10 protein-coding genes are annotated in these 11,914 nt (G+C 66.9%); 5 read left to right on the plus strand and 5 right to left on the minus strand.

The window, feature by feature from the left end:
• The 4 genes from mrdA to WS95_RS16490 all read right to left on the minus strand — a co-directional run bounded on the left by mrdA (position 1) and on the right by WS95_RS16490 (position 5,137).
• On the minus strand, positions 1-2,286 hold the full coding sequence (mrdA, locus tag WS95_RS16475; RefSeq protein WP_034208687.1) for a penicillin-binding protein 2: 2,286 nt from the start codon (positions 2,284-2,286) through the stop codon (positions 1-3).
• A 101-nt stretch (positions 2,287-2,387) separates the two neighbouring features.
• Positions 2,388-2,900, minus strand: coding sequence for a rod shape-determining protein MreD (mreD, locus tag WS95_RS16480; RefSeq protein ID WP_027785749.1), 513 nt, complete (start codon positions 2,898-2,900; stop codon positions 2,388-2,390).
• Positions 2,897-3,955: a rod shape-determining protein MreC gene (mreC, locus tag WS95_RS16485; RefSeq protein WP_059824688.1), complete on the minus strand. Its 1,059-nt coding sequence runs from the start codon at positions 3,953-3,955 to the stop codon at positions 2,897-2,899. Before mreC ends, mreD begins: the two co-directional genes overlap by 4 nt.
• A gap of 138 nt (positions 3,956-4,093) precedes the next feature.
• Positions 4,094-5,137: a rod shape-determining protein gene (locus WS95_RS16490; RefSeq protein ID WP_004189550.1), complete on the minus strand. Its 1,044-nt coding sequence runs from the start codon at positions 5,135-5,137 to the stop codon at positions 4,094-4,096.
• 367 nt (positions 5,138-5,504) lie between these two features.
• Here WS95_RS16490 and gatC point away from each other — a divergent pair, with 367 nt between their 5' ends.
• The 5 genes from gatC to WS95_RS16515 all read left to right on the plus strand — a co-directional run bounded on the left by gatC (position 5,505) and on the right by WS95_RS16515 (position 10,617).
• The gene (gene gatC / locus WS95_RS16495) at positions 5,505-5,804 is read left to right on the plus strand and encodes an Asp-tRNA(Asn)/Glu-tRNA(Gln) amidotransferase subunit GatC (protein ID WP_006485929.1); all 300 of its coding nucleotides are present in this window, start codon (positions 5,505-5,507) and stop codon (positions 5,802-5,804) included.
• 69 nt (positions 5,805-5,873) lie between these two features.
• A complete protein-coding gene (gene gatA, locus WS95_RS16500) occupies positions 5,874-7,364 on the plus strand; it encodes an Asp-tRNA(Asn)/Glu-tRNA(Gln) amidotransferase subunit GatA (protein ID WP_059824690.1) in 1,491 nt (496 codons plus the stop codon).
• Between the two features lie 4 nt (positions 7,365-7,368).
• Positions 7,369-8,844, plus strand: a complete 1,476-nt coding sequence (gene gatB / locus WS95_RS16505) for an Asp-tRNA(Asn)/Glu-tRNA(Gln) amidotransferase subunit GatB (RefSeq protein WP_059780758.1) — start codon at positions 7,369-7,371, stop codon at positions 8,842-8,844.
• Between the two features lie 118 nt (positions 8,845-8,962).
• Positions 8,963-9,802, plus strand: coding sequence for a polyphosphate kinase 2 family protein (locus WS95_RS16510; RefSeq protein WP_034208682.1), 840 nt, complete (start codon positions 8,963-8,965; stop codon positions 9,800-9,802).
• Between the two features lie 41 nt (positions 9,803-9,843).
• The gene (locus WS95_RS16515) at positions 9,844-10,617 is read left to right on the plus strand and encodes an exodeoxyribonuclease III (protein WP_034208681.1); all 774 of its coding nucleotides are present in this window, start codon (positions 9,844-9,846) and stop codon (positions 10,615-10,617) included.
• 108 nt (positions 10,618-10,725) lie between these two features.
• Here WS95_RS16515 and WS95_RS16520 read toward each other — a convergent pair whose 3' ends face one another.
• Positions 10,726-11,778, minus strand: a complete 1,053-nt coding sequence (locus WS95_RS16520) for an NAD(P)-dependent alcohol dehydrogenase (RefSeq protein WP_034208680.1) — start codon at positions 11,776-11,778, stop codon at positions 10,726-10,728.
• Positions 11,779-11,914 lie beyond the last annotated feature (136 nt).

Raw genomic sequence — 11,914 nt, forward strand, 5'->3', positions numbered from 1 at the left:
TCAATGAGCGGTGCCGGCGTCCGCCGCTTTCGCGGGGGCCGTCGCACGGTGGTTGTCGTCCCGCGGCGTGGCGACGAGCGGCTGCGCGTCGCTCGCGGGCCGGCGCGGCCGGTGCGGGCGCCGGATCGGCGGCAGGCTCGCGGCCATCGGCGCCGCGGCGCTCGCGTCGGCCGGCGGCGTGGCAGTGGCGCCGGCGTCGGCCGTGCCGGAGGCCGCCGATGCGGCCGATGCCGCCTCGGCCGCACTGGCCGCCGACGGCACGACCGGCTGCGGCAGCGCGGTGAAGCCGGCCGCGATGGTGGCGGGCTTCGAGGTGTCGCCGACCACGGGCGCGCTCACCGGCTCGGTGGCCGACGCCGCGGCGGCTACGGCCGCGGCCTCGTTCTTCGGGTTCTGGCGCTCGACCAGGTAGTAGTCGAGCACGCGACGCGCGATCGGGCCGGCGGCCTGGGCGCCCCAGCCGCCGTTTTCGACGACCAGCGCGACGGCGATCTGCGGGTGGTCGACCGGCGCGTACGCGATGAACAGCGCGTGGTCGCGCAGATGTTCGGCGAGCAGGTGCCCCTTGTAGTTCGAGCCCTGCAGCGAGAACACCTGCGCGGTGCCGGTCTTGCCGGCGGCGAGGTACGGCGCGCCGCGGAACACCTTGTACGCGGTGCCGGACGGGTTCTCGATCACGTTCTCCATCCCGCGCTTCACGACGTCGATGTCGGCCGCCTTCAGCGGGATCACGTCGCTTTCCTTCGGCACGGTCAGGTGGCGTGCACGCGAGATCGGATCCTCGACTTCCTTCACGAGGTGAGGCTTCATCACGACGCCGTTGTTCGCGAGCGTCGCGGTCGCGTGCGCGAGCTGCAGGATCGTGAACGAGTTGTAGCCCTGGCCAATCCCGAGGCTGATCGTCTCGCCGTCGAACCACTTCTGCTGCGCGGCCTTCTTGAATGCCTTCTTCTTCCAGTCGGTCGACGGCAGGATCCCGCGCGCCTCGCCCTGGATGTCGATACCGGTGATCTGGCCGAAGCCGAACGGTTTCATGAAGTTCGCGATCGCGTTCACGCCGAGGTCGCGCGCGAGCATGTAGAAGTAGGTGTCGTTCGACACCATGATCGCCTTGTTCATGTCGACCCAGCCTTGGCCCGAGCGCACGTCGTTGCGGAACGTGTGGCCGCCGAACGTGAAGTAGCCGGGATCCTGGAAGCCCCAGCCCGGCGTGCGCTTGCCGAGCGTCAGGCCGGCCAGCGCCATGAACGGCTTGTACGTCGAGCCGGGCGGGTAGGTGCCGTGCAGCGGGCGGTTCAGCAGCGGCTTGTCGGGCGAGTTGTTCAGTTCGTCCCAGGTCTGCTGGTCGATGCCGTCGACGAACGAATTCGGGTCGAAGCTCGGCGACGACACGAACGCGAGCACGTCGCCCGTCTTCGGCTCGATCGCGACGAGTGCGCCGCGCTTGCCCGCGAACGCCTGCTCGGCAACCTGCTGCAGCCCGATGTCGAGCGACAGCACGAGGTTGTTGCCGGGCGTCGCCTGCGTGCGCGACAGCGTGCGCACCGGCCGGCCGCCGGCCGTCACCTCGACTTCCTCGAAGCCGGTCAGCCCGTGCAGCTCGGTTTCGTAGCTCTGCTCGACGCCGATCTTGCCGATGTAGTCGGTGCCCTTGTAGTTGTTCGCGTCGCGGCGCGGATCGTAGTGTTCCTGGTCGCTGTCGTTGTCGTCGCTCATCGCGTCGATGCGATCCTGGTCGCGCTTCGAGATCCGGCCGATGTAGCCGATCACGTGCGCGGCCGTCATGCCGAGCGGGTACTGGCGGAACAGCCGCGCGCGCACGTCGACGCCGGGGAACCGGAAACGCTGCGCGGTGAAGCGCGCGACTTCGGCGTCGGTGAGCCGCGTGCGGATCGGCAGGCTCTCGAAGTTCTTCGAGTCTTCCTGCAGCTTCTTGAAGCGGCGGCGGTCGCGTGCGTCGATCGGGACGATCTCGGACAGCTTGTCGATCGTGTTGTCGAGCGTGTCGTCGAGCTTCGACGGCGTGATCTCGAGCGTGTACGCCGAGTAGTTCTTCGCGAGGATCACGCCGTTGCGATCGGTGATGATCCCGCGGTTCGGCACGATCGGCGCGACCGAGATGCGGTTTTCCTCGGCCTGCAGCGCGTATTTGCCGTGCTGCATCAGCTGCAGGTAGAAGAAGCGGCTCGCGAGCAGCCCGAAGCAGACGAACACGAACACGCCCGCCGCCGCGACGCGCAGGCGGAACCTCGAGAGCTGCTGTTGGGTGTCGTTGAATTCGGTCATTTAAGGGCAATCTGGCCCGCGCGCGGGCGCGGGCGAGGTGCCGCCCCGGAGCACGGCGCGCGGCGGGCGTGGGGGCGGCGGGTATTCAAGGTCGGTCCGGCTCAGATCGGGCGCGTATCGTCCGGGTCGACCGGGCGGCGTTGCGGCATCAGCAGCAGATGGCTCGCGATCGGCCACAGCGCGGCTTCGACGAAACCGTCGACCAGATAGCGCCAACCGGGGAACGCGGCGCCCATCAGCAGGCGGATCACGAACGGGACGAGCTGCGCGCCGACCAGCAGCGGCGTGACGTACAGCACCTGCACGCCGATCGGCATCCACAGCACGCGGCGGTGGATCGTGATCGCGCCGTACGACAGCAGCGTATAGGCGAGCGCGTGCTCGCCGAGCAGCCCCGCGTCATGCACGTCCATCAGGATGCCGAGCGCGAACGCGACGCCCATCCCGACCTTGCGCGGCTGGTGGATGTTCCAGAACAGCAGCACGAGCGCGACGAAGTCGGGCACGCCGGGCAGGCGGCCCCACGGCATCAGGTTCAGCAGGAACGCGGCGGCGAGGCTGAAGACGATGAAGTACGGATTGACCGGCTGCAGGATGTATTGCGGGCGGTTCATCGCTGGGCTCCCGATTGCCCGGCGGCGGGCTTGGCCGGCGCGGCGGGGGCGGCCGGCGCCGGCTTCGCAACGGCCGGCTGGGCCGCGGCGGCCGGTTTCGCGTTCGCGTCGGCCTTCTCGGCCTTGTCCGTTTTCTCGGCCTTCGCGGCGGCTTTCGCGCCCTTCTTGCCCTTCGCGTTCTTGTCGGCGGCGGGATCGGGCTCGGCCGGGCGCGGCGGGATGTCGTTCCGGTAATGCAGCACGAGCATCTGGCGCGCGCCGCGCACGGCCGCGACCGGGGCGCAGGTCACGCGGGCGAACGCGGTATCGGCGAGCTTGTCGACGCGCACGACCTTCGCGACCGGCAGGCCGGGCGGATAGACGCCGTCGAGGCCGCTCGTGACGAGCTCGTCGCCGGCGACGAGATCCGCGCTCGTCGGCACGAAGCGCAGGTCGAGCGAATCGCCCTTCGGCGTGCCGTAGATCACGCTGCGCAGGCCGGTGCGCAGCACCTGCACGGGAATCGCGAGATCGCGGTCGGTGACCAGCGTGACTTCGGATTGCAGCGGGAACACGCGCGTGACCTGGCCGACCACGCCGTCCTCGCTGACGACGGGCGAGCCGTCCTGGATGCCTTGCTGCGAGCCTTGCCCGACCACGATCTTCTGCGTGAACGGGTCGCTCGTGTCGTACTGGATCTCGACCGGCGTCGATTGCGTCGCGATGTGCTGGCGCAGCTCGAGCACCGCGCGCAGGTGCGCGTTTTCCTGCGCGAGCACGGCGGCCTGATTGGCCTGCGTGGACAGCTGCAGGTTGCGCTTGCGCAGGTCGTCGTTCTCGTGGCGCAGCGACGCGCCGGTGACGGCGATGTCGGCCGCGCCCATGAACAGGTCGCGCGGGACGAGCGCCGCGCGTTGCAGCGGATAGAGCACGGTGCCGAGCACGCCGCGGACGATTTCGAGCGTGCTGAAGCGCGCGTCCGACACGAGGAGCGCGATGGCGAGGGCGACGAAGAAGATGAGCCGCGCGAGCGCGGGCGGACCTTGCTTGAAGAGGGGCGGCGGACTGTATTCCATGGTCGGCGCCGGGCGCGTGTGATCGGTTAAATAATGCTCAGACGCGCAAACGGCGCGGCGGTTCGTTCTGAACGAGCGATCCGGCCACGCCGCGCGTGCGTCATATCAAACGGGACTGCCTAGGCGATCACTCGGCGATCACTCGTACGAGAAGATGCTGCCCAGCTTGTCCATGCGCTCGAGCGCCATGCCGGAGCCGCGCACGACGCAGGTCAGCGGATCTTCCGCGACGAGCACCGGCAGGCCGGTTTCTTCCGCGAGCAGGCGATCGAGGTCGCGCAGCAGCGCGCCGCCGCCCGTCAGCATCATCCCGCGTTCGGCGATGTCGGCGCCGAGTTCCGGCGGCGTCTGTTCGAGCGCGATCTTCACCGACGACACGATCTGGTTCAGCGGATCGGTCAGCGCTTCGAGGATTTCGTTGCTGGAGATCGTGAAGCTGCGCGGGATGCCTTCCGACAGGTTGCGGCCCTTCACTTCCATTTCCTTGACTTCGGAGCCCGGGAACGCGGAGCCGATTTCCTTCTTGATCGCCTCGGCGGTTTGCTCGCCGATCAGCATCCCGTAGTTGCGGCGGATGTAGTTGACGATCGCCTCGTCGAACTTGTCGCCGCCGACGCGCACCGAGCCCTTGTAGACGATGCCGCCGAGCGAGATCACGCCGACTTCGGTCGTGCCGCCGCCGATGTCGACGACCATCGAGCCGGTGGCTTCCGACACCGGCAGGCCCGCGCCGATCGCGGCCGCCATCGGCTCCTCGATCAGGTAGACCTGCGACGCGCCGGCGCCGTGCGCCGCTTCCTTGATCGCGCGGCGCTCGACCTGGGTCGAGCCGCACGGCACGCAGATGATGATGCGCGGCGACGGCGAGAACATGCGCGACTCGTGGGCCGTCTTGATGAACTGCTTGATCATCTGCTCGGTGACGGTGAAGTCGGCGATCACGCCGTCCTTCATCGGGCGGATCGCCTCGATGTTGCCCGGCACCTTGCCGAGCATCTGCTTGGCTTCCTTGCCGACCGCCTGGATCGTTTTCTTGCCGTTGGGGCCGCCTTCCTGGCGGATCGACACGACGGACGGCTCATCGAGCACGATGCCCTTGCCGCGCATGTAGATCAGGGTGTTTGCGGTGCCGAGGTCGATCGCGAGATCGTTGGAGAAGTAGCTGCGCAAAAAACCGAACATTCAGAATCCTGTTTCGCTCTGGGCCGGCCCTGCATAGCGAGCGCTGAGGGCGGCAGCGGAAAAAATAACAGCCTCGGGAAGCGTGGCGGAAGCGGCCGCCGCGGCGCACGAAGCTGCGAGTGATGTCTACCGGGGATCGCACGAAGCACGCACGGCTTGCCGAAGAGGGGCGAAACGGTGCGGGAAAAGGCTGCCGGGTTTGGGTCGAACGCGTAATGATACCTTATAATTTCTCGGTATTTGAATCGAAACGGGCGGTATTTTTGCCGCTTCGGCCCCGATTTTTGAGGGTGGGATCGCACCCTCCAACCCCCCGCCGCAGTGCTGCTTTCGACGCACTGCGCAGCCTTGTTTTTCCGGTGATCGCATGGCCCTGACCCTGACCGATGTGAAACGCATCGCGCACCTGGCGCGACTCGAAATGGCCGACGCCGACGCCGAGCACATGCTCGGCCAGCTCAATGAATTCTTCGGCCTCGTCGAGCAGATGCAGGCGGTCGACACCGCCGGCATCGCGCCGCTCGCCCACCCGATCGAACAGATCCAGGAAGTCGCGCAGCGCCTGCGCGACGACGCCGTGACGGAAGTCGTCGATCGCGACGACAACCAGCGTCCGGCGCCGGCCGTCCAGGACGGCCTCTATCTCGTGCCGAAGGTGATCGAGTAAGCGTTCGATGACAAGCGCGCCGGCCGCTCGGCGCCGCGCGCCACCCAGAATTCCCAGGAAAACCACTCAATGCACGCAAAAAGCCTGACCGAACTGCGCGCCGCGCTCGCCGCCAAGGAATGCTCGGCCGTCGAGCTCGCGCAGCACTACCTGAAACGGATCGACGCCGCGCGCGACCTGAACGCGTTCGTTCAAGTCGACGCCGACCTCACCCTCGCGCAGGCGAAAGCCGCCGACGCCGAACTCGCGCGCGGCGCGGGCGGCGCGTTGACCGGCCTGCCGATCGCGCACAAGGACGTCTTCGTCACGCGCGGCTGGCGCTCGACCGCCGGCTCGAAGATGCTCGCGAATTACGAGAGCCCGTTCGACGCGACCGTCGTCGCCCGCCTGCAGGCGGCCGGCATGGTCACGCTCGGCAAGACCAACATGGACGAGTTCGCGATGGGCTCGTCGAACGAGAATTCCGCGTTCGGCGCGGTGAAGAACCCGTGGGACACGAACGCGGTGCCGGGCGGCAGCTCGGGGGGGAGCTCGGCCGCCGTCGCCGCGCGCCTCGCGCCGGCCGCGACCGGCACCGACACCGGCGGCTCGATCCGCCAGCCCGCGTCGTTCGCGGGCGTGACGGGCATCAAGCCGACCTACGGCCGCGTGTCGCGCTACGGGATGATCGCGTTCGCGTCGTCGCTCGACCAAGGCGGCCCGATGGCGCAGAGCGCGTCCGACTGTGCGCTGCTGCTGAACGCGATGGCCGGCTTCGACGAGCGCGACTCGACGAGCCTCGAGCGCGACGATGAAGACTTCACGCGCCACCTCGGCCAGCCGTGGGCGCCTGGCAACGACGCGGGCAAGCCGCTCGCCGGCCTGCGCATCGGCTTGCCGAACGAGTATTTCGGCGCCGGCCTCGCCGACGACGTGCGCGCGGCGATCGACGCGGCGCTCAAGCAATACGAAGCGCTCGGCGCGACGCTCGTGCCGGTGTCGCTGCCGAAGACGGAACTGTCGATCCCCGTGTACTACGTGATCGCGCCGGCCGAGGCGTCGTCGAACCTGTCGCGTTTCGACGGCGTGCGCTTCGGCCACCGCGCCGCGCAGTACGGCGACCTGCTCGACATGTACAAGAAGTCGCGCGCCGAAGGCTTCGGGCCTGAAGTGAAGCGCCGGATCCTGGTCGGCACCTACGTGCTGTCGCACGGCTATTACGACGCGTACTACCTGCAGGCGCAGAAGATCCGCCGCATCATCGCGAACGATTTCCAGGAAGCGTTCAAGTCCTGCGACGTGATCATGGGCCCGGCGTCGCCGACGGTCGCATGGGATCTCGGCGCGAAGGGCGACGATCCGGTGCAGATGTATCTCGCGGATATCTACACGCTGTCGGTGAGCCTCGCGGGCCTGCCCGGCATGAGCGTGCCGTGCGGCTTCGGCGCCGGCGCGAACGCGAAGCGCCCGGTCGGTCTGCAGATCATCGGCAACTATTTCAACGAAGCCCGGATGCTGCAGGTCGCCGACGCGTTCCAGCGCGCGACCGACTGGCACAAGCAAGTACCGGCAGGGGTGTAAGCATATGGCTACTCAGTGGGAAGTCGTTATCGGTCTCGAGACGCACGCGCAGTTGTCGACCGTCTCGAAGATTTTCTCGGGCGCGTCGACGCAGTTCGGCGCCGAGCCGAACACGCAGGCGTGCCCGGTCGACCTGGCGCTGCCGGGCGTGCTGCCGGTGCTGAACCGTGGCGCGGTCGAACGGGCGATCCGCTTCGGCCTCGCGATCGGCTCGACCATCGCGCCGCGCAGCATCTTCGCGCGCAAGAATTATTTCTACCCCGATCTGCCGAAGGGCTATCAGATCAGCCAGTACGAGATTCCGGTCGTGCAGGGCGGCTCGATCACGATCCAGGTGCCCGCCAACGAGAAGGCCGGCAAGCCCGCGTACGAGAAGACGGTCAACCTGACCCGTGCGCACCTCGAGGAAGACGCAGGCAAGTCGCTGCATGAAGACTTCGCCGGGATGACCGGGATCGACCTGAACCGCGCCGGCACGCCGCTGCTCGAGATCGTCACCGAGCCGGAAATGCGCAGCGCGGCCGAGGCCGTCGCGTACGCGAAGGCGCTGCACGGGCTCGTCGTGTGGCTCGGCATCTGCGACGGCAACATGCAGGAAGGCTCGTTCCGCTGCGACGCGAACGTGTCGGTGCGCCCGGTCGGCCAGGAGAAGTTCGGCACGCGCGCCGAGATCAAGAACCTGAACTCGTTCCGGTTCCTCGAGGAAGCGATCAACTACGAAGTGCGTCGCCAGATCGAGCTGATCGAGGATGGCGGCGAAGTCGTGCAGGAAACGCGCCTGTACGATCCGGACAAGCGCGAGACGCGTTCGATGCGCAGCAAGGAAGACGCGCACGATTACCGCTACTTCCCGGATCCCGACCTGATGCCGCTCGTGATCGGCCAGGACTGGATCGAGCGCGTGCAGTCCGGCATGCCCGAGCTGCCGGCCGCGATGCAACGGCGCTTCGTCGACGAGTACGGCGTGTCCGCGTACGACGCGGGCGTGCTGACGTCGAGCAAGGCGATGGCCGCGTACTTCGAAGCGGTGGTCGCGAAGGCCGGCGCAGCGAACGCGAAGATCGCCGCGAACTGGCTGATGGGCGACGTGTCGTCGCAACTGAACCGCGACGGCATCGAGATCGACGCGATTCCGGTGTCGGCCGCGCAGCTCGCGCTGTTGCTGCAACGCATCGCCGACGGCACGATCTCGAACAAGATCGCGAAGGAAATCTTCGCGACGATCTGGGACGAGAAGGCGACCGACGACGGCGCGGCCGATCGCATCATCGACGCGAAGGGGCTCAAGCAGATCTCCGACACCGGCGCGCTGGAAGCGATCATCGACGAAGTGCTCGCGGCGAACGCGAAGTCGGTCGAGGAATTCCGCGCGGGCAAGGAAAAGGCGTTCAACGCGCTGATCGGCCAGGCGATGAAGGCGACGAAGGGCAAGGCCAATCCGCAGCAGGTCAACGAACTGCTGAAGAAGAAGCTCGGCTGAGCATGCGCGCGCGCCTGAACCGCGCTTGACGACGGGCCGCTCCGAACCAGTTCGGGGCGGCCCGTTGCGTTTGGTGGATGCGTTATCGTATGCATCGCACCGTCCAACGGAGGAACGAATGGCGAAACAACCGTCGCTCGACGATTTTCGCGTGCCCTACAGCACGCGCGAGAAGGAAGCCGCCGCATTCAAGCTCGACGCGTTCGACCCGGCCGCGAAGCCGTTTTCGTCCGGCTCGAAGGAAGCCGATCGCGAACGGCTGTCGGTCGTGTCGACCGAGCTCGACGTCCAGCAGGAGCGCCTGCACACGCAGCAGAAGAAGCGCGTGCTGCTCGTACTGCAGGGGATGGACACGAGCGGCAAGGACGGCACCGTGCGCGCGGTGTTTCGCGAGGTCGATCCGCTCGGCCTGCGCATCGTGCCGTTCAAGGCGCCGACGCCGATCGAGGCCGCGCACGACTTCCTGTGGCGCGTGCATGCGCAGGTGCCGGCGGCGGGCGAACTCGCGATCTTCAACCGCAGCCACTACGAAGACGTGCTGGTGCCGCGCGTGCTCGGCGCGATCGGCGACAAGGAGTGCGAGCGCCGCTACCGGCAGATCCGCGATTTCGAGACGATGCTGTTCGAGAACGGTACGACCATCGTCAAGTGCTTCCTGCACATCTCGAAGGACGAGCAGCGCGCGCGGTTGCAGGCGCGCATCGACGACCCGACCAAGCACTGGAAATTCGACATCTCCGATCTTGACGCGCGCAAGCACTGGGACGCTTACCAGTCCGCGTACCGCGACGCGCTCGCCGCGACGTCGGCCGAGCACGCGCCGTGGTACGTGATCCCGGCGAATTCGAAGACGCACCGCAACGTGATGATCGCCGAGCTGCTGCTGCGCACGATGACCGACATGAAGCTGGAATTCCCGCCGCCGAAGCCCGAGCTCGAAGGCGTGAAGATCCGTTAAGCTGCCACCCTGTAAAAACATCGAACTGAACGGAACCCGACATGATGCGAGTGATTACCGCCAACCTGAACGGCATCCGCTCCGCCGCGAAGAAGGGCTTCTTCGACTGGCTCGGCGAGCAGAACGCCGATTGCGTGTGCGTGCAGGAAATCAAGGTATCGGCCGACGACCTGCCGGCCGAATTCGTCGAGCCGCACGGCTTCAAGAGCTATTTCCACCACGCCGAGAAGAAGGGGTACAGCGGCGCGGGCGTGTACAGCCGCCGCGAGCCCGATGACGTGATCATCGGCTTCGGCAGCAGCGAGTTCGATCCCGAAGGGCGCTACGTCGAGGCGCGCTACGGCAAGCTGTCGATCGTGTCGGTGTACGTGCCGTCCGGATCGAGCGGCGAAGAGCGCCAGCAGGCGAAGTACCGCTTCATGGCCGAATTCATGCCGCACCTCGCCGCGCTGAAGAAGAAGCGCGAGGTGATCCTGTGCGGCGACGTGAACATCGTCCACAAGGAAATCGACATCAAGAACTGGAAGAGCAACCAGAAGAATTCGGGCTGCTTGCCGGAGGAGCGCGAGTGGCTCACGAAGCTGTTCGACGACGTCGGCTACGTCGACGTGTTCCGCACGCTCGACCCGCGTCCCGAGCAGTACACGTGGTGGAGCAACCGCGGCCAGGCGTACGCGAAGAACGTCGGGTGGCGGATCGATTACCAGATCGCGACCCCGGGTGTGGCCGGTACCGCGAAAAGCACGTCGATCTTCAAGGACATCAAGTTCAGCGATCATGCGCCGCTGACGGTCGACTACGACTACCAGAAGTGATGGCCGGCGCTGCGCCGCGCGCGCAGCCGCCGGGCGAGCGATCCCGGTCGCCGGATGAAAGACGGGCCGCCTGTTCCGACAGGCGGCCCGTTTCGCTTGGGGCGGCGCTTACTGCTTCAACGACGCCATGTCGATCACGAACCGGTACTTCACGTCGCTCTTCAGCATCCGCTCGTAGGCCGTGTTGATCTGCTGCATCGGAATCGTCTCGATGTCGGACGTGATCCCGTGTTCCGCGCAGAAGTCGAGCATTTCCTGCGTTTCCGCGATGCCGCCGATCAGCGAGCCCGCGAGGCGGCGCCGCTTGAAGATCAGGTTGAACACCTGCGGCGACGGGTGGTCATGCTCCGGCGCGCCGACCAGCGTCATCGTGCCGTCGCGCTTCAGCAGGTGCAGGAACGGATTCAGGTCGTGCTGCGCGGCGACCGTGTTCAGGATGAAGTCGAAGCTGTTCAGATGCGCGTTCATCTGCGCCTCGTCCTTCGAGATCACCACTTCGTGCGCGCCGAGCCGCTTGCCGTCCTCGATCTTCGACGGAGACGTCGTGAACAGCACGACGTGCGCGCCCATCGCGCGCGCGAGCTTCACGCCCATGTGGCCGAGGCCGCCGAGACCGACGATCCCGACCTTCTTGCCGGGGCCGACGTTCCACTGCCGCAGCGGCGAATAGGTTGTGATCCCCGCGCACAGCAGCGGCGCGGCGCCGGCCGGGTCGAGCGTGTCCGGCACGCGCAGCACGAAAGCCTCGTCGACGACGAGCTGCGTCGAATAGCCGCCGTACGTGATGTCGCCGGTGACGCGATCCTGGCCGTTGTAGGTGCCGACGAAGCCGTTCTCGCAATACTGTTCGAGACCTTCCGCGCAGCTCGCGCACGTGCGGCACGAATCGACGAGGCAGCCGACGCCGACCAGCTCGCCGACCTTGAAACGCGACACTTGCGGGCCGGTCGCGGTCACGCGGCCGACGATTTCATGGCCCGGCACGACCGGATAGATCGTGTTGCGCCATTCATTGCGCGCCTGATGAAGATCCGAGTGGCAGACGCCGCAATAGAGGACGTCGATCTGGACGTCGAGGTCGCGCAGCGCGCGACGCTGGAATTCGAACGGGGCGAGCGGCGACTGCGAATCCGTCGCCGCGTAGGCATAGGTTGTGCTCATGCGGTGGGCTCCTTGTCCGGAAAAGATCCGGCGAAACAGACTGCCGTCGCATCGTGTGGCGATGCGGCGAGACAGGTGCCTATCGTAAGGAGCGCACCGCCGCGGTGAAATACCCGAAGGTCTGGAAGATTTGCCT

It is taken from the genome of Burkholderia sp. MSMB1826 (genome assembly GCF_001526325.1).
Lineage (GTDB): Bacteria > Pseudomonadota > Gammaproteobacteria > Burkholderiales > Burkholderiaceae > Burkholderia.

Coding starts and splice junctions, on each gene's coding strand:
- gatB (WP_059780758.1), top strand. CDS start 7,369: ATGGCTACTCAGTGGGAAGTCGTTATCGGTCTCGAGACGCACGCGCAG.
- gatC (WP_006485929.1), top strand. CDS start 5,505: ATGGCCCTGACCCTGACCGATGTGAAACGCATCGCGCACCTGGCGCGA.
- WS95_RS16515 (WP_034208681.1), top strand. CDS start 9,844: ATGATGCGAGTGATTACCGCCAACCTGAACGGCATCCGCTCCGCCGCG.
- mreD (WP_027785749.1), bottom strand. CDS start 2,900: ATGAACCGCCCGCAATACATCCTGCAGCCGGTCAATCCGTACTTCATC.
- WS95_RS16490 (WP_004189550.1), bottom strand. CDS start 5,137: ATGTTCGGTTTTTTGCGCAGCTACTTCTCCAACGATCTCGCGATCGAC.
- WS95_RS16510 (WP_034208682.1), top strand. CDS start 8,963: ATGGCGAAACAACCGTCGCTCGACGATTTTCGCGTGCCCTACAGCACG.
- mreC (WP_059824688.1), bottom strand. CDS start 3,955: ATGGAATACAGTCCGCCGCCCCTCTTCAAGCAAGGTCCGCCCGCGCTC.
- mrdA (WP_034208687.1), bottom strand. CDS start 2,286: ATGACCGAATTCAACGACACCCAACAGCAGCTCTCGAGGTTCCGCCTG.
- gatA (WP_059824690.1), top strand. CDS start 5,874: ATGCACGCAAAAAGCCTGACCGAACTGCGCGCCGCGCTCGCCGCCAAG.
- WS95_RS16520 (WP_034208680.1), bottom strand. CDS start 11,778: ATGAGCACAACCTATGCCTACGCGGCGACGGATTCGCAGTCGCCGCTC.